The sequence below is a fragment of the Streptomyces sp. NPDC001270 genome (assembly GCF_042896695.1).
In the GTDB taxonomy this organism is placed as follows: Bacteria; Actinomycetota; Actinomycetes; order Streptomycetales; family Streptomycetaceae; genus Streptomyces.
The window spans coordinates 95655-113665 of the sequence record NZ_JBIAXM010000017.1; the positions used below are offsets into that span (position 1 = coordinate 95655).

Genomic DNA, 18011 nt, shown 5'->3' on the forward strand with positions numbered 1-18011 from the left:
GCCGTACACGCTACCGACTGGCGGCGGCGCGCGCTGTGGGGCCTACAGCAGATGGTCGGCCTTGCCGGCCTTGATGTCGGTGATGAGGGTGCGCAGGGCTTCGAGGGAGTCGGTGAGGTAGTGGTCCTCTTGGCCGTTGACGGCTATGTAGCCGTTGCCTTCGGGGTCGGTGCCGAGGCGGAAGCAATTGCTTGCGTCCTGGCAAAAGGGTGCTTCCCAGGTAATGTCAGGCACGGTGAACTCTCCTAAAGGCTACGTGAAATGGTGCGCATGAGATCGAGGGTCTTCTTGGGTGGAAGCGCGATTCTCTGCATCTCGTCAAGTTGCAGCCGGTACTTGCACAAGTGAGCTCCGGAATGGAGAAATTCTCCCGCCGTCGTGCGATCCAGCTGCACGGTGTCCAGCGGGGGCACCTGGCCGAGGGTGTACAGGATTGCCTGGCCCGAACCTGGGAACACGCCGGCCGAGAACGGGATGGCCTGGATCGTGACATTGTCGCGGTCTGCGGCTGCTATGAGGTGACCGAGCTGGTCTCATAGCACCCTGCGTCCGCCGACTTCGATCCGCAGGGCGGCTTCGTGGATGATCACGACGTAGGCCGGAGCCCCGGGCCTGTCGATGGCGCGGTGCCGTTGCACGCGGTGGGCCACTCTGCCCTCGAACTCCTCGGCGGGCAGAGCTGGGATAGCAGCCTCGAAGAGTGCGCGCGCGTATGCCTCGGTCTGCAGCTGTCCCGGCATGTGCGTCATCGTGCTGACACGCAAACCCTGGGCGTGCCACTCCAACTCGGCAATGTCCAAGAATGTCGCGGGAAGGAGGTCGCGATACCCCTCCCACCAGCCGATCGTGCGGTCGCCGCACATTGCGACCAGTGCATCCACCAGGGCCTGGTCCGTGCACTCGTACCGGAACGCAATGCGCCGGACACGCTCCGGGCTTACGCCGTGGCGTCCCGCCTCGGTACTGGTGATTACGGTCCGCTTCGTGTCCAGCAGCACAGCGGCCTGTTCGGTGGACAGTCCCGCCCCTTCCCGTAGCTTGCGAAGCTCTGCGCCCAGGCGCTGCTGGCGTGCGGTCGGATTGCTCCTCGGCGGCATGTGTTCCCTCTCGTCGCGTGCGGCTCAGTTTGCCGCGAAGCGAAGTGCGTCCAACGAGTCTCCGAGACTCGGTAGCACATGTACCCCCGTTGCCCTACTGTGAGTATCGCGCACGCTACACACTGCATTGCCGGAAGCGCGCCGCGCGAGCCTGCCCGCCTGCCCTGGGACGGGTGCGCTCGCGGCCAGGGCGGTAGGCCACCGGCGACCCCAAATCCCTCATACAGCCGTGGAGTTCGCCATGCCCGAGATCCCCCTCCTACCTGTCCACTGGCGCTTCCCCGCCCATCCCGCCTCCGTACGGCGGGCCCGGTACGCCGTCGCCGAATCGCTGCCGCAGGCGCTCCGTCCTCTGGGGGACGACCTTGGGCTGCTGACCTCCGAGCTGGTCACCAACGCCATCCGCCACGGTGCCAGCCGGGAAGAGGAAGACCTCGTAGAACTCGTCCTGTGGCCCGCCGACGGACACTACTGGCTCGCCGTTTCCGACCAGGGTCCGGTCAAGCCGACATTGACCCACCCGGACTTGGACTCAGAGAGCGGTCGGGGTCTGCTCCTCGTCGACCACCTCGCCACCGCCTGGACCGTCCGGCCCCGCCCCACGCGCGGAACATCGGTGATCGCGGGTATCCCTTTCCGCCAGGGCGGTTGAGGGGGCGGAGCCGACCGCCGGGAGGGGCCGGAGACCGGGCGGCAGGGTTGGTCAGGCCGCTTCGTCGTCAATGTTCTCCTCCCGGCGGATCATCCGCCAAGCCGCCCGTCGCGCACTCTGGTTGAGCGACTGCTTGAAGCTGTCGTCGTGGCTGAAGTACTGGCGCCCCATGTCGGCGATGGTGTCGATGTGCTCGGCCATCTTGTCCTCGAAGACCTCGTCGAAGACGAGCCCGAAGTTCTCCTCGTCGTTGACTGCGGCGGCGCGGACCTTCGGGTCCGCCTTTGCCTCATCGAACGGCGTGAGCACGTCCTGCTCCGTGAAGTCGGTGCCGAACTTGTCGTTGAACTTCTCGATCAGCTCCGACAGCAGCGACTTCTCTTGCTCCTTGGTACCGCCCGCACCCTCGCCGAAGCCGCGCAGCTCCGCCGGTCCCTCGGCGGTCAGTGAAAGATCGTGCTCGCCCGTCCTCTGCACCCGCAGGTGGCTGAGGTCTACGTCCCCTATGTCCACACCGCCGTCACCGCGTCGCGGTAGACGGTTGAGCAGGTGACGGCCGTAGAGGTAGAGACATTCGAGGTCGGCGTCGCGGTAGGGCACGATCTGCGAGAGGAAGCCGTACTTTCGCACGTAGTCGTTGAGATCGGCGCGGAACTGCTCAGCGGCCTCGGCGGTCTCCTCGTCGGGGTCGCCCGCCTCGTCCCTGCGGTCCAGCAGCTCGGTGAACCGCTCGACGGCGGGGCCGAGAAGCCGGTACAGCTCGGCGTGCAGCTTCTCCCAGCGGGCCACCGAGCCCGCCGCCTTCTCCTCGGCCGCCAGATACGCGTCGGCGAACTCCCGCATCTCGTCCTCCACGAGGATGTCGGGCTGCATGACCCGGCTCTGTGCCGTGTAGAGGAGGTTGGGATCGGAGGGGAGAGTGTTCGCCTCCTCGAAGTACGGGCGGAAGGACTCCTTGATGTCCTCGGCGTCGTTGACGAAGTCCAGTACGGCCAGGTCCGCCTGCGACTTGCGGTCGGCGGTGCGGTTCAGGCGGGAGAGCGTCTGGACGGCGCTGATGCCGGCGAGCTTCTTGTTCACGTACATAGTGGTGAGCAGCGGCTGGTCGAAGCCGGTCTGGTACTTCTCGGCGACGACCAGGATGCGGTACTCGCGCTGCGTCGCCCTCCTGCCGGTGCGCACGGCCTTGTCGTCCTTGCGCGTGTACGCGAACGCCTTCGGCAGCGCGGACTCGGCGAGGCCGCCGTTCTCCTTCGGCTCGGTGGTCTCCTTGCCGTCGTACGTCAGGCTGCCGGAGAACGCGACCAGGACGCCGGGGTCGGCGTACCCGCGATCGTCGATGTACTTCCTGATCGCACGGGCCATCTGCACGGCGCTGTGTCGGGAGGCCGTCACCACCATGGCCTTGGCACGCCCGCCGAGTCGGCCGGCGGTGTGCATGCGGAAGTGCTCGACGATCACCTGCGCCTGCTGCGTCACGGTGGAGTCGTGCGTGAGCGCGTACCGGGCGAGCAGCGGATTCGCCTTGGCCGGGTCCACCTCCCGCTCGTCGGGGTTCTTGTTCACCAGCTTCCAGTACGTGTCGTACGTGACGTAGGTGCGCAGGGGGTCGAGGATGAAGCCTTCCTCGATGGCCTGACGCATCGAGTACGTGTGGAAGGGGACGTACGTCGGCTTGCCGTTGACACTCTCCAGAGTGCCGAAGAGTTCGAGTGTCTTGGCCTTGGGCGTGGCCGTGAACGCGAAGTAGGACAGGTTCGCGGCCTTGCTGCGCTGGATGGCCTTCCGGCGGAGCTTGGCATCGGTGGTGGCCCCCGCTGCCTGTTCGGTGGCCCCGGAGTCGTCGGAGTCCGAGTCCAGGCCCATGTCGCGCAGGGCCGCTCGTACGTCGGTGGCCGCGCCGCCGGACTGGGAGGAGTGCGCCTCGTCAACGACGATCGCGAAGTTGTGGCCCTGTATCTCGGTCGGATTGCGGCGCAAGTAGTCGATGAGGGCGGGGAAGGTGTGCAGCGTGACGGTGATGATCTTCCCGGTCTCCCGGGACAGTGCCTTGGCGAGCTGGTCCGACTTCGCACCGTGCTTCTCGTCGATCTTCACCACCAGACCAGCGGTCTTCTCGAAACTCCCGACGGTCTCGCGGAGCTGGGCGTCGAGATTGCGGCGGTCGGTGATGATCACGACCTTGTCGAAGACGGGCGCGCCCGGCTTGAGCCCGGCGGCCAGGGCCTCGGGGTCGATCTCGGCCGGATCGGTGGGCGTGTGCAGTGACGACAGGCGATGCGCCAGCCATCCGATGGTGTTCGACTTGCCGGAGCCGGCGGAGGCCATACCGAGGTAGTTGTGACCGGCGCCGTGGCGGGCCGCGTGGTCGGCGAGCTTCCTGACGATGTCCCACTGGTGGTAGCGCGGGAAGATCAGCTTCTTCCGCGTCCGCCCGTCCGGGCCTTTCTCCTTGCTGAGGTGTACGAACCGTTCGATCAGGTCCAGCCAGGTGTCCCGCTCCCAGATCTGCTCCCAGAGGTACGAGGTCGCGTACGTCCCGGGGACGGTGGGCGCCGGATTTCCCGCACCGCCGGGCTTCCCCGGGCCCTCCGACCCAGTGTTGAACGGCAGGAACCGCGTCGGCTTGCCCCGCAGCTCCGGCGCGACGAACACCAGGTCGGTGTCGATGGCGAAGTTGGCGATCACGCGCCGCGTGAAGATCAGCTCGGTGGGGTCGCGGTCCGTGCGGTACTGCTCCTTGGCGGCTTCCACACCCTGACGCGTGAGGGCGTTCTTCAACTCTGCAGTTGCCAGCGGGATCCCGTTGAGGAAGAGGGTGAGGTCGAGGCGCTTGCCTTTGTCCGCCTGCTTGGCGGCGTACTCCAGCTCCTTGACGAAGGTCAGCCGGTTCGCCCGGTAGTCGTCCAGGACCGCGTCCGAGGCGACGAGAGACGGCTTGAAATAGGCGAGCCTGATCAGGACGCCGTGGTCCTTCACGCCGTTGCGGAGTACCTCCAGCACACCGTCGGTCGCGATCGCCTGGTCCACACGCTTGGCGAACCCGGCCTGGGCGGTGTCGGGATCCCCGCCGTAGAGGGCGATCAGCTCTGCCCAGTCCTCGGCCTGGGTCTTGCCGACGAACTCGAAGAGCTGGGCGGTGTCCAGGCCGAGGTGGGATTGGTAGTGCGACCGGTTTCCTTCACACCAACCGCGCTCCAGTAGGGCGGCGACTATGGCGTTCCCGAAGGCTGCTTCGTCGTGGACGGACATGAGCGGCTTTTCCCTCCCCTTTTTTCGGTGATCAGATACGTGATGGCGCGGCAGAGCGGACACGGGTGATGAACGGCAGTGGGCGGCGAGGCGCGGCCGGACTCACGGCGCGATCATTCCTCGATCCCCCGTCCGCTGGCGGTGGACACGTCGATCTGGCCGGTGACGGCGGCGGTGATCAGGGCTTGGCGGCGCTCGGTGAGGAGAGCGGAGTGTCGTGCAACTCTTGACCGGAGCGCCTCATGCGTACCCAGTGATTGGCTGACGGAAGCAGCAACGGAAGTTTGCTCTGCCAAGCTGGGGGTCGGTACCAGAACGTGCTTCAGATCCCAAATATTGATGCCCTTGATTGTTGCCCCAGTGACTCGTTGCTGAATTTGATGAACCATTGCGGGGGATTCCAGGACGAGGCGCAGCCAATCGGCGGAGACTCCGGAAGAAACGGAAATCCGAGCAGCATCCTGTGTCAGGTTTGCGCCAGTCAATTCCTCCGGCACTACAGCAATTTCGCCGACGCTGCCACGGATGGCAATGACCAAGTCGCCACCCTTGACGCGAGAGCGAGCGTAGGCCGACTCAATCTCCCGAGTGGTGCGATTCAAAGTGCCTAGCGACAGCCTGTTGGCTGCTACGTCACCGCCCTTGATGATGGGAACACCCTCTGCCACATTGGGGCCAGGCAATACGATGCCGTACATAATTTGCCGAAATTGATCCGTCAGGTACCCCAAGGGCGTCCACTTCCAGCCAGTAGGGAGGCTGTCACCTGGCTTCTCGGCTCCCGGGTGGAGCATCTGCGCCAGTACGGCCTGCTCTCTTTCATGGACGGCCCCATCAAACTGTGCCAACGAATAACGCAGCCTGTCCATGCGAGCAGTCTCGGCGTCGAGGAAGTCGGCGATGCGGCGCTGTTCTTCCAGCGGTGGCACACTGATCGGGAGGGCACGCACCCGCTCAGCGCTGAGGTGGTAGATGTTCGCGCCCGATGCAATCGATGCAAACACCCCTGACCCGAACGCTGAGCGAGCCCACCACTCCAAGTACCGGCCATCAATGCCAGCCCGCGGGCGAAGGCGCAACAGGGTGTTTTGGAAACAGACCATTTCGTCCAACTCGCCGCGCCAAACCGCTGAGGCTCCTACGCTGCTGAGACTCCCGCTACCTTCACTTACGAGTACATCGCCAGGTCGTAGCGCGAAGTTGCGCTGTTCGGCTGGAGTGAAGTTCATGGACTGAACGTCGGTGAGGTCGAGCGTGCCATCTTTCACGTTTGCCGCTCTTAGATAACGCACCATGTCCGGGCCGTCAGCGTTCTGAGGCGCTCGTTGCCTTCCCAGAGCGACTTCTGCCGCGGACCTGAGCGTCGTCGTGCTCACCCGGCTCACTTCGTCACCTCACCCAGCAGCGCCTGAATCTCAGCCTCCAGCGCCTTCAACTCCCCATCGATCTCCGCCAACGCCCGCGGCGGCTTGTACACATAGAAATGCCGCGTGAACGGAATCTCGTACCCCACCTTCGTCTTGCTGCGGTCGATCCACGCGTCCGGGACATGCGGCAGAACCTCCCGCCGCAGGTACTCCTCCACGTCCTCCTCCAGCGGCACGTTCTCGTAGTCCCGCAGCTCCGGATCCGGTTCCGTCTCGCCCTTGACGCGCTGGACCTCGCCCTCCGGATCCCGGACGCCGACCGCCTCCCGCAGCGCCTTGCCGAAGGGCGCGCCCGTCGGCCACAACAGGCCGGCCGCGACGATCGCGTCTTTCAGGTCGATCCAGGCGTCTGACTTCGTCGCCCAGGACTTGCCGACCAGCGGACGCAGCGCCGCCGCGAACTCCTCGACGTTCGTGGCCCGTGTGATCGGCTTGGACGCGGCGATGGCCGTCAGCGTCTCCTCCGTCACCTCGAAGCGGAGCTTCAGCGGCCGTTCGACGGTGATCCGGTGATACCCGAAGTCCTCGTTACGGAAGACCTTGATCTTCCCGGCCCGGTCGGCGAGGTCGTGCCCGCCGCCCTTCTCCGCCGCGTCGACGACCGCCAGCGCCTCCGTGTAGAGCCGAGTGATCTCGGAGATGTGCTGCTCGCCCAGTTCCTTGCGCTTGTCGCCCAGCGACTTCCGCATCTTGCGCCAGTAGTCACGCGCGTCCAGCAGGACGACCTTGCCGCGCCGGTCCCTGGCCTTGCGGTTGCTGAGCACCCAGAAGTACGTGGAGATGCCGGTGTTGTAGAAGAGCTGGTCGGGCAGGGCGATGATGCCCTCCAGCCAGTCGTGCTCCAGGATCCACTGCCGGATCCTGGACTCACCCGACTCCGCCGCGCCCGTGAACAGCGGGGAACCGTTGAAGACGATCGCGATCCGGCTGCCGCCGGACCCCGACGCGTCCACCGGCTTCATCTTCGAGATCATGTGCTGGAGGAAGAGCAGCGAGCCGTCGTTGATACGCGGCAGGCCGGCGCCGAATCTCCCGCTCTCACCCAGGCGTTCGTGCTCGTCCTCGACCGCGTCCTTGACCTTCTTCCACTCCACGCCGAACGGCGGGTTGGCCAGCAGATAGTCGAAGGTGGCGCCGGTGTGGCCGTCGTCGCTGAAGGAGTTGCCGAACTTGATGTTCTCCGGGTCCTGGCCTTTGATCATCATGTCTGACCGGCAGATGGCCCAGGACTCTGGGTTGAGTTCCTGGCCGAAGACCTTGACCGTGGCGTCCGGGTTGTGGGCGGTGATGTGCTCCTCGGCCGCACTGAGCATGCCGCCGGTGCCGCAGGCCGGGTCCATGACCGTGCGGACGGTGCCCGGCAGGGCCAGCGCGTCACTGTCCGGCGCGATGAGCAGGTTGACCATCAACCGGATGACTTCCCGCGGCGTGAAGTGCTCACCAGCCGTCTCGTTGGACTGCTCGGAGAAGCGCCGGATCAGCTCCTCGAAGGTATAGCCCATCTGGTGGTTGGAGACGATCTCGACCGGATTGCCGTCCTCGTCGAGCACGACATCGCCGTCGGCGTCCCTCTCCACAGGCCGAAGGTCGAGATCAGCGAACCGCCCGACCACCTGGTACAGCAGGTCCGCCGCGTCCAGCCGCTTGATCTGCTGGGCGAAGTCGTACCGCTCCAGGACTTCCCGTGCGTTGGGTGAGAAGGCGCCGTAATACTCGTTGAGGTACTTCGCCGCGTGAGTGGAGTCGCCCGCGATGGCCTTCAGCGTGTAGGAGCTTGTGTTGTAGAAGCTGTGGCCGGACGCCTTGCGAAGGAAGCGGTCGGGGTTGATGTCCTGATCCTGGTAGCGGGCGGCGACCTCCAGGACCTTGTCCTTGGTCGGAGCGAGGACACACTCCAGGCGCCGCAGCACAGTGAACGGGAGAATCACCTTGCCGTAGTCGGACTGCTTGTAGTCGCCGCGCAGGAGGTCGGCGACCGACCACGCATGGTTCGCCAGTTCCGTGTGCTTACTGCTGTTCAACAGAGTCCTTCCGGTGTTCGCCGTCCCAGCGGGACAGAGACGTCAAGTGTGGTCGTTCGCGGTGCTGCGGCGCACGTTTCACGCCGATCCATGGCCGTGCGGCAACAGCGCGCCGCCAGTGAGACCGGTGCCGAGGAGACGTGTGACTTCCTCGGCGGCCCGGTCGGCCCGGCGGGCGGCGGTGCGTAGTTCGTGCAGGCGGCGGAAGGCGGCGCCGTAGCGCTGCTGCTCGGCGAGCGGGAGCAAGGGAACGCGCAGGCGTCGCGGGTCCACCCGGATGATGGATGTGCCGGTGGCTGCGGCGTTGACGTTCCGCTCCGCTGCGAGGAACCCGGCGAGGAACCATGGGTCGAGCCGACGCCGATCCGGGCGGAACAGCAGCAGGTGGGGGCCGAGGAAGCTGCCCGTCTCTCCCGGCTCGACGACCCGGGCCACGGCCGTGCGTCCCACGCGGAGGATCTCTGTGAGAAGCACGTCACTCGCCTGGACCAAGGGGAGGGTGACGCCGGTGGGAAGGTCCGCTTCCGTTCCGGAGGCGGGCCGGTTCTCGAAGACATCGGAAGCCGTGAGCGCCGGTCGTGCGCCAGGTTCTGCTTCGGGTCGAGGCTGTGATTCGCCGCTACGGGTCCGGCGGCCCGGGGGCGTGGTGTGGAGCAGACTGAGAGCGCCGCCACGCAGAAGGTCCGCAACCGTTGCGGTGCGCCAGTCGCGGGGCCGGTCGTCGGCAGGCGGCCAGTCGTCGTCGGTGCTGAGGCCGAGCAGGTCTGTCGCCCCTTGACGCAGTTGGTCGTACAGCTCCGTTGCCTGCCGGGCCAGCAAGGCGGGGCGGAGCGCTTGCCGGGAAGCCGTCCGGATGCGGCGGGCCGGGGTCAGGTCCACGCCTTCGTCCAGGAGGTCGGTGACCGGCAGGGCGGCGGCGATCCCCGGGGCTCCCGTGAAGGCGTCCTCGTCATCAAGGTAGGGCCGCCACGCCGAAAGCACGGTGTCGTTGACGGCGTCCCAGTCGAGCTCTCGGATCTCGGCGGCGGCATCGACGAGCAGGACCGTACCCGGGGCTTCAGCCTGCGGATCGGGCCGTTCGAGCACCCACAGGTGCAGGCCGATGTGGAGCGGGGTGGCCGCGCCCTGGGGAAGCGAGACGACCGCGCGGAGGGCTCCGTCGCGTACGAGCTGAGCCCGGATACGCCGGCCGGCGGTGCGTTCCGCGACGGCGGGCGGCATGAGCAGTACGGCACGGCCGCAGGGGGTGAGGTGGGCCAGGCAGTGCTGGACCCAGGCCAGCTCGGGCTCGCCCTTGGGTGGCACGCCGTAGGCCCAGCGTGGGTCGTACGCCAGGTCGTCGTGCCCCCAATCACGGACTCCGTACGGAGGATTGCACAGGACGGCGTCCGCGGTGAGGTCCTCGAAGGCGTCGGAGCGCAGGCTGTCTCCCGTACGTACGGTGACGGCCGCCTCGGGGGCGCTCAGCCGGAGCCGCACGGCGGCCTGAGCGGCCTGGCCGTACAGGACGTCCTGGCCGTACAGTGCGGTCGCGCCGACGGACGCCGCGGCGGCGAGCAGCGATCCGGTGCCGCACGCGGGGTCGAGAACGCTCGCCCGGGCGGGGAAAGCGCCCGCGCTGTCGGCCAGGAGCCGGGCCATGAGGTCGGCCAAGGGGCGGGGCGTGCGGTAGGTGCCGGTACCCCCCGTGTCCTCCAGCAGCCGTTCGGCCAGGACATCTGTCGCGGCTTCGGCGCCATCCGTGGCGACGAACCGCAAAAAGGCCCTCAGCGGCCCGGCCGCCTCGGGGGCGTAGGTGGCGTCCTCGGCTCCCGGGACGTCCCGGGCTTCGTCGCCCGCGGCTGACCGGACCCACCGCAGCAGCGCGTCGTCACGCAATTCCGGAAGGGCGTCGCGTTCTCGCCGGTCCAGCCGGGCAGCCGCGAGCGCCACGGGTAGCAGGTACAGGGCCAGTTCGGCTTCGCCGGGGTGGGTACGCAGTGCGGTGCGAAGCTGATCCGCCGGTGTGTCCTCGGGGAGTTGGCCGCGGGCGGAGAGCCAGGCGCGTACGGCATCGAGGTCGTAGGTCGGGCTGGTGTCCGTGCCTCCCGCAGGGGCCGGAAAGTCCGGATGCCGACGACGCCAGTTGCTCACCGTGGCGCGGGTGACTCCAGCGAGCCGGGAGATCCCGGCGGCGGTCACGAGGGCACTGGCCTGCTGGTTCATGGGCTCCTGCCGGGTGACGTGGGGGGCGGGCGTACTGGACGGCTTCACTCTATACCGACACCCAACCAATGTGGAGTGTTTGACAGTGCTTTCAGTTGGCGCTCTACTGGTTGTGCTTTCACTCGGCTTCCCGGCTCGTTCGGGTGTCCCACGTCTCCCGGGTTTCCCCCTGCCCACAACACGTCGATTCGAATGGAGCGGCATCATGGCCACCAGCACTTCCGGCACGTCCAAGCGCACCCTGTACCGACTCACTGGTGTCGCTCCCACGGTCGACGCGATGTTCGACGTCCTCGACCCGGCTCGGCTCGAAGCCGTTGACGCGGAACTGCACTTCCCGCAGGAGTGGTTGGGCGTTCCGTCGCTGTTGGTCACCGGCAGCTTCGAGCAGCCGGTCGCGAGCTGGTGCGGCGAGATCAATCGCACGACTGGATGCGAGGTGTCGCGGCCGGTGAACCGGTCCGCCGGGCTGCTGATGCTCGTGGTCGACGGCGAGGTGTACGCCATCGGCTACGACCAGGGCTTCCGCCTGGTGCCCGACCGGGTCAAGGACCGGCGGTTCGGGTTGAGTTTCGTGATCCGCAGGGTGGACCCCGCCCAGATCCGGGACATGGTCTCCCATACGCCGGGCGGCGGCCGGACCGACATCACCCTTGTGCCCGGTGGCGCTCCGGTCTGGAGCCTCGGTGTCCAGGAGCACGCGCAGATCGTGCGGCGGTTGGGCGGTCGACTGGACGGGATCCAGCTGACCCTCGCTCAGGACGACCGGACCAAGATCTCCAGCGTCGAGGGCGGTACCGGGCTGCGGATGCGCCTCGGCATCGATGCCGCGGACCTGGTCGCGGACATCCGGGCCATCGCCCGTGTCCTCCGGGACGAGGCCCCGGCCCCGGAACTGGAGTTCGTCGAGCACATCGTCTCGGTCAAGGACGCCGACCTCCTCACGCGGCTGGAGGAGCGGCTCGACGGCATGCTGGGCGAGGTAACGGACGGACGTATCGCGGTCGCCGTCCCGGCCGATCACTGGGACGACTACGGCGGCGCCCAGGCATTCGCCATCAAGGTGCACAGCCTGGAGGGGCACCTCACTGACGACTTCAGCCTGGAGTACGTCCTCAACCGGGCCCGCGTGCAGAGGGCGGGAACGCGCTTCGCCGCGCTCCGGGACGGCACTGTCACCCTCTACGCGCACACCCGGGCGGAGAGGGATGACGTCATCTGGACGTCGAGCGTGTTGCGGTGGATCGAGGCCGAGGTGGCGCTCGATGCCCGCCGGTTCTTCCTGTTGGACGGGCAGTGGTACGAGATCGGTGAGGCGTACCTGGAGACGATCCGTTCGCAGGTGGAGCGGCTCATCACCGACACGCCCTCGATCGACCTTCCGGCCTGGGTGCTCGGGGACAAGGAGCGGGACTACAACGAGTCGGTGCCCGACTTGCGGCCCGGGTACCTCTGCTTCGACCGTGACAACGTTCGGACCGCGCTGCACCGGGGCAACGGCGTGGAAATCTGCGATCTGCTGAGCCCGGACGACGTCCTGGTCATGGTGAAGCGGGCCAAGGGCTCCGACGCGCTGAGCCATCTGTTCAGTCAGGCCGTGGTCGCCGTTCAGACCCTGTTGCACTCGCCGGAGGCCATGGACGGGTTCGCTCGAAAGGTGGCCGCGGCCCGGCCCGGCCGGGCCTTGCCGGACGGCTTCCGGCCGTCGAAGGTCGTATTTGCGATCCTGCTGAAGAGCGGAACCGGCCTCACCGCCGACACGCTTTTCCCGTTCTCCCAGGTCACCCTCGTGCAGACGGCCAACATGCTTGAAGCATGGGGCGTGGCTGTTGAGGTCGTCGGGATCCAGGCCATGGCAGTGCCTCCGAGCCGGGCGGGAATCTGCCACCTGGCCGCGTAGCCGAGGGCACCTCAGTTTGTGGGGGCTGCGATTTGGCACGAGGTCGACGCGCTGCCGGTCACCTCTACCGACGGGACGTCGGGTGACTCCGGGATTGCGTGGGTTCTTGCCGCGGCGTACCTCGTTTTGACATGCATAAGAATGGCGCTGAACGGCATTTCTGCTGTTCAGCGCCTTGTTCCGGAGTGCCCCCGGCAGGATTCGAACCTGCGCACACGGCTCCGGAGGCCGTTGCTCTATCCCCTGAGCTACGGGGGCGTGTCGGTTGTGGAGCTGTTGCTCGCTGCGACGAGTAGAACACTAGCAGGTCTTCCGAGGTGATCAGGAACGGGTTTGCCGTGGGTGGGGGCGGTGGAGGCTCGCTCGCGCGGGTGGAAGTGGGGAAAAGCCGGACGCGGTGGCCGGTCCGGACCTACTCTCAAGGTGTGCCAGGCGCTTCGGGACGGGTGCTTGTTGTGGACGACAACAAGGTCATCCGACAGCTGATCAGGGTCAATCTCGAACTGGAGGGTATCGAGGTCGTGACCGCGGCCGACGGTGCCGAGTGTCTGGATGTCATTCATCAGGTGCGGCCCGATGCCGTGACCCTCGACGTCGTGATGCCCCGGTTGGACGGTGTGCGTACCGCCGCGCGGCTGCGAGCCGATCCCCGGACCCGTGATCTTCCCCTTGCCATCGTCAGCGCCTGTACCGAGCAGGAGGTCGACGGCGGGCTCGACGCTGGTGTCGACGCCTTCCTCGCCAAGCCCTTCGAGCCCGCCGAACTCGTACGGCTCGTACAGCACTTGCTTGAGCTGGGGCGGGGGAGAGGGCGGGGGCCCGCGAGTGGGGGCGAGGGGGCAGGGGGAGCGCTGGGGCGTGCGGGGCGCGGTTCCCTCGGTGACGATCTCGGGGGCGGCCCCGGGGCCGGCTCCGGTGGTGTCGTGGGGGATGAGCGTCTGGGCGGGAGCCTTGATGCCGGGGACGGGGCGCGTACCGCCGATGCGGAGTTCTCCGGGTAGGTGGGGAGGGGGAGTTCTCCGGATGGCCGTGGTGTCGGACGGCCGTGGTGCCGCGTAGGTGTGGTGCTGGGTGGGGGTGGCGTCGCGTAGCAGTCGCGCCGGGTGGCGTGGTCGCCGTGGCGTGGGTTTCTCCGGGGGGCGGTCCGCTTCGAACCGGCTCGGCAAGTCCTCAGGTTCCTCCCCTACCCTTGTCCCGTGACCCCCGTCGAACTCTCCCGTACCGTGTTGCACGCGGTGCGTCGTGCTGTGGACGTGGGGGAACTGAGTGTGACCGTGCCTGAGCGGGTCGTGGTGACCGTGCCGGGGCCGGGAGGGTGCGGGGACTACGCCACCAGCGTCGCCCTGCAACTCGCCCGGTCGGCCGGGAAGCCCGCTCGGCGGGTTGCCGAGATCCTGCGGCCGCATCTCGTCGATGCCCATGGGGTCGGGGACGTGGTCGTCACCGGGCCGGGGTTCATCAACATCAGCCTCGTGCCGGGCGCCGCGGCGGACGGCGCGCTCGTGCGTGAGATCCGGGACCGGGGGACCGGCTACGGTCACAGTGACGCCCTCGCCGGGCAGGTCGTGGAGCTTCGTGTGCCGTACGAGGCGCGGGCCGAGGCCGTCGCCGACGCGCTGGTGCGGATCGTCGCCACCCAGGGCGGCCGGGCCGAGGTCGAGCACGGCGAACCGGTGAACCTGCGTCCCGTGCCGGTCCCGGAGGACCCCGCTCCGCTCGGTCCCGACGCCGCCCGCTGGGCTCTGCTGCACCCCGCCCCGCACGACCGGCCCCGGATCACCGCCGACCATCTGGTCCAGCGCGAGGGCAATCCCCTCTTCCGGATCAGGTACGCACACGCCCGTACCCGGGCCCTCACCCGCAACGCCGCTCGTCTCGGGTTCAGCGCCGAGCCCGGTGACCTGGTGGCTCCGGCCCCCACCACGGCCGATTTCACGACGGTGGCGACAACGGCCCGTCTCGCGGTCGGGGGGACGAAGACGCCACCGGCAGGCTTCGCCTTCGCCGTGCCGCCGCGTCCGGCAGCCGCCGTACGCCCCCTCCTCACCGCCCTGGCGGACTACCCGCGGATCCTGCACGCGGCCGCCGTCCACCGTTCGCCGGACCGGGTCGCGCGGCACCTCGTCGTCGTCGCCGACGTCGCGCTGCCGTTCCTGCTCACCGTCCTGCCGCACGGCGAGGAGAAACCCTCGGCCGCCCACCGCGCCCGGCTCGCGCTCGCCGAAGCCACCGGGACGGTGCTGGCCGGCGGCCTGTCCCTGCTCGGCATCGACGCCCCCGACCATCTCTGAGCGCTTCCGGCGAGAGCCCCGTGGAGCAGCGGAGAAAGTCTTGAGCCTGAAAGACAGAAAGTCACCGTCATGAGTCGTTCCGCACATCCCGCCGGGCCCCGGCACGCCGACGTCCTGCCGGAGGGGCACTACTCGGCCCCTCCCACCGATCTCAACTCGCTCGACCCCAAGGTGTGGGCCCACACGGTACGGCGCGACGCGGACGGCGCGGTCACGGTCGGCGGTATCGACGTCAAGCGGCTCGCCGAGGAGTTCGGCACGCCCGCGTACATCCTCGACGAGGCCGACTTCCGGGCCAGGGCCCGGGCCTGGCGCACCGCCTTCGGGCACGACGCCGACGTCTTCTACGCCGGGAAGGCGTTCCTGTCGCGCGCCGTGGTGCGCTGGCTGCACGAGGAAGGACTCAACCTGGACGTGTGCTCCGGGGGCGAGCTGGCCACCGCGCTGTCCGCGGGCATGCCGCCCGAGCGGATCGCCTTCCACGGCAACAACAAGTCCGCCGGCGAGATCGAGCGGGCCGTGCGCGCCGGCGTCGGCCGCGTCGTCCTCGACTCGTTCCAGGAGATCGTGCGGGTCGCGCACATCGCACAGTCCCTGGGCAAGCGGCAGAAGGTCCAGATCCGGGTGACCGTCGGCGTCGAGGCCCACACGCACGAGTTCATCGCCACCGCCCACGAGGACCAGAAGTTCGGCATTCCGCTGGCCGGCGGGCAGGCCGCCGAGGCGGTGCGGCGGGCGCTGCAACTGGACGGGCTGGAGGTCATCGGCGTCCACAGCCACATCGGGTCGCAGATCTTCGACATGTCGGGCTTCGAGGTCGCCGCCCGCCGGGTGGTCGGGCTGCTCAAGGAGATCCGGGACGAGCACGGTGTCGAACTGCCCGAGATCGACCTGGGCGGCGGCCTCGGGATCGCGTACACCAGCGACGACGACCCGCGTGAGCCGCACGAGATCGCCAAGGCGCTCACCGAGATCGTCTCCGGTGCCTGCGACGCCGCACGGCTGCGTACCCCGCGCATCTCGGTCGAGCCGGGCCGCGCCATCGTCGGGCCCACCGCGTTCACGCTCTACGAGGTCGGCACCATCAAGCCGCTCGACGGGCTGCGGACGTACGTCTCCGTCGACGGCGGGATGTCCGACAACATCCGGACCGCGCTCTACGACGCCGAGTACAGCGTGGCCCTCGTCTCCCGGGAGTCCGCCGCCGAGCCGATGCTGTGCCGGGTGGTCGGCAAGCACTGCGAGAGCGGGGACATCGTGGTCAAGGACGCCTTCCTGCCCGCCGACCTGGCACCGGGTGACCTCATCGCGGTCCCGGCGACCGGCGCCTACTGCCGGTCCATGGCCAGCAACTACAACCATGCGCTCAGGCCGCCGGTGGTCGCGGTGCTCGACGGCGAGGCCCGGGTGATCGTCCGGCGCGAGACCGAGGAGGACCTGCTGCGGCTCGACGTCGGGTGACGGTCGGGTGACACCGGAGGTCGTGTCCTGGTCAGGTCCTACGTCGTGACCCGCCGCGTCCCACGCCGTGCCTTTGCGCCGTGCTCCACGTCGTGCCCCCGCCGCCCCCGAGTTTCTGCCACCGGAGACCAACAGCTGCGCGGCAGACGGCGGTCGGCGGCCGGTGCCGGAGGCCGGCGTCAGGGGCCGGCGGGCGTGACGTGCGTGACACAGGCGGTGCGGGCCGGAAGATCTCCCGTTTCCCGTCCCGCGAAAATGAAATAGATGTCTCACAATCCGGACCAAGGGTAGAAAGTCCCGTCCGGTGAGTGAGACTGGTCCAACCGTAGACGGTATGAGGAAACGAGGTCGGATGATGCGTACGCGTCCGCTGAAAGTGGCGCTGCTGGGCTGTGGGGTAGTCGGCTCAGAGGTGGCGCGCATCATGACGACGCACGCCGACGACCTCGCCGCCCGCATCGGAGCCCCGGTGGAGCTGGCGGGTGTGGCCGTACGCCGGGCCGACCGGGTGCGCGAGGGCATCGACCCGGCCCTCGTCACCACCGACGCCATGGCCCTGGTCAAACGGGGCGACATCGACGTCGTGGTCGAGGTGATCGGGGGCATCGAGCCCGCCCGCACCCTGATCACCACGGCCTTCGAGCACGGGGCGTCCGTCGTCTCCGCCAACAAGGCGCTGCTCGCCCAGGACGGCGCCGCGCTGCACGCCGCCGCCGAGGACAACGGCGAGGACCTCTACTACGAGGCCGCCGTCGCCGGTGCCATCCCGCTGATCCGACCGCTGCGCGAGTCCCTCGCCGGGGACAAGGTCAACCGGGTGCTCGGCATCGTCAACGGCACGACCAACTTCATCCTCGACAAGATGGACTCCACGGGCGCCGGTTACCAGGAGGCCCTGGACGAGGCCACCGCCCTCGGGTATGCGGAGGCGGACCCCACCGCCGACGTCGAGGGCTTCGACGCCGCGGCGAAGGCCGCCATCCTCGCCGGGATCGCCTTCCACACGCGCGTACGCATCGACGACGTCCACCGCGAGGGCATGACCGAGGTCACCGCCGCCGACTTCGCCTCGGCCACCCGGATGGGCTGCACCATCAAACTGCTCGCGATCTGCGAGCGGGCCCAGGACGGCGGGTCGGTCACCGCGCGCGTGCACCCCGCGATGATTCCGCTGAACCACCCGCTCGCCTCCGTGCGCGGCGCGTACAACGCCGTGTTCGTCGAGTCGGACGCCGCCGGGCGGCTCATGTTCTACGGCGCCGGCGCGGGCGGCGCCCCCACCGCCTCCGCGGTCCTCGGCGACCTGGTAGCCGTCTGCCGCAACCGGCTGGGCGGGGCCACGGGACCCGGCGAGTCGGCGTACGCGGCACTGCCCGTCTCGCCCATGGGCGACGTCGTCACGCGCTACCACATCAGCCTCGACGTCGCCGACAAGCCGGGTGTTCTCGCTCAGGTCGCCACCGTGTTCGCGGAGCACGGTGTCTCGATCGACACGGTTCGGCAGCAGGGCCGCAACCAGGGCGGTGGCGACGGAGCCGCCGCCGAACAGGGTGGTGGGCGTCGGGAGGACGGCGAAGCCTCCCTCGTCGTCGTCACCCATCGCGCGTCCGACGCCTCCCTGTCCGGGACCGTCGAGGCGCTGCGCAAGCTCGACACCGTGCGGGGTGTCGCCAGCATCATGCGGGTTGAAGGGGAGTAACCAGCA

General features: G+C 68.3%; 11 protein-coding genes, 1 tRNA gene and 1 pseudogene. 6 read left to right on the plus strand and 7 right to left on the minus strand.

Going from position 1 to position 18011, the window contains the following annotated elements:
* Positions 1-42: 42 nt before the first annotated feature.
* Positions 43-234, minus strand: a complete 192-nt coding sequence (locus ACFY2B_RS27250; protein WP_390765702.1) for a hypothetical protein — start codon at positions 232-234, stop codon at positions 43-45.
* A gap of 11 nt (positions 235-245) precedes the next feature.
* Positions 246-1097, minus strand: a pseudogene (locus ACFY2B_RS27255) (helix-turn-helix domain-containing protein).
* 241 nt (positions 1098-1338) lie between these two features.
* Here ACFY2B_RS27255 and ACFY2B_RS27260 point away from each other — a divergent pair.
* Positions 1339-1749: an ATP-binding protein gene (locus ACFY2B_RS27260; RefSeq protein ID WP_390765703.1), complete on the plus strand. Its 411-nt coding sequence runs from the start codon at positions 1339-1341 to the stop codon at positions 1747-1749.
* 51 nt (positions 1750-1800) lie between these two features.
* Here ACFY2B_RS27260 and ACFY2B_RS27265 read toward each other — a convergent pair whose 3' ends face one another.
* The 4 genes from ACFY2B_RS27265 to ACFY2B_RS27280 all read right to left on the minus strand — a co-directional run bounded on the left by ACFY2B_RS27265 (position 1801) and on the right by ACFY2B_RS27280 (position 10654).
* Entirely contained in the window at positions 1801-5001 is a 3201-nt protein-coding gene (locus tag ACFY2B_RS27265; protein WP_390765704.1) for a type I restriction endonuclease subunit R, read from the minus strand.
* Between the two features lie 113 nt (positions 5002-5114).
* Entirely contained in the window at positions 5115-6377 is a 1263-nt protein-coding gene (locus ACFY2B_RS27270) for a restriction endonuclease subunit S (RefSeq protein WP_390765705.1), read from the minus strand.
* Between the two features lie 5 nt (positions 6378-6382).
* The gene (locus ACFY2B_RS27275) at positions 6383-8449 is read right to left on the minus strand and encodes an N-6 DNA methylase (RefSeq protein ID WP_390765706.1); all 2067 of its coding nucleotides are present in this window, start codon (positions 8447-8449) and stop codon (positions 6383-6385) included.
* A 78-nt stretch (positions 8450-8527) separates the two neighbouring features.
* Entirely contained in the window at positions 8528-10654 is a 2127-nt protein-coding gene (locus ACFY2B_RS27280; RefSeq protein ID WP_390765707.1) for an N-6 DNA methylase, read from the minus strand.
* Positions 10655-10859: 205 nt separating this feature from the next.
* On the opposite strand from ACFY2B_RS27280, the gene ACFY2B_RS27285 reads away from it, so the two are divergent.
* Positions 10860-12554 (plus strand): TIGR04141 family sporadically distributed protein, encoded by a 1695-nt coding sequence (locus tag ACFY2B_RS27285; protein WP_390765708.1) that lies wholly within the window; start codon positions 10860-10862, stop codon positions 12552-12554.
* A gap of 186 nt (positions 12555-12740) precedes the next feature.
* Here ACFY2B_RS27285 and ACFY2B_RS27290 read toward each other — a convergent pair.
* Positions 12741-12812 (minus strand) — tRNA-Arg (locus ACFY2B_RS27290).
* Between the two features lie 167 nt (positions 12813-12979).
* Between ACFY2B_RS27290 and ACFY2B_RS27295 the strand changes: the two genes are divergently transcribed.
* The 4 genes from ACFY2B_RS27295 (at position 12980) to ACFY2B_RS27310 (ending at position 18005) form a co-directional block, all read left to right on the plus strand.
* Positions 12980-13555, plus strand: coding sequence for a response regulator (locus ACFY2B_RS27295; RefSeq protein ID WP_390765709.1), 576 nt, complete (start codon positions 12980-12982; stop codon positions 13553-13555).
* A 195-nt stretch (positions 13556-13750) separates the two neighbouring features.
* Positions 13751-14845 (plus strand): ArgS-related anticodon-binding protein NrtL, encoded by a 1095-nt coding sequence (gene nrtL, locus ACFY2B_RS27300; RefSeq protein ID WP_390765710.1) that lies wholly within the window; start codon positions 13751-13753, stop codon positions 14843-14845.
* A 69-nt stretch (positions 14846-14914) separates the two neighbouring features.
* Positions 14915-16306: a diaminopimelate decarboxylase gene (lysA, locus tag ACFY2B_RS27305; RefSeq protein WP_376530392.1), complete on the plus strand. Its 1392-nt coding sequence runs from the start codon at positions 14915-14917 to the stop codon at positions 16304-16306.
* Positions 16307-16658: 352 nt separating this feature from the next.
* A complete protein-coding gene (locus tag ACFY2B_RS27310; protein ID WP_390765711.1) occupies positions 16659-18005 on the plus strand; it encodes a homoserine dehydrogenase in 1347 nt (448 codons plus the stop codon).
* Positions 18006-18011 lie beyond the last annotated feature (6 nt).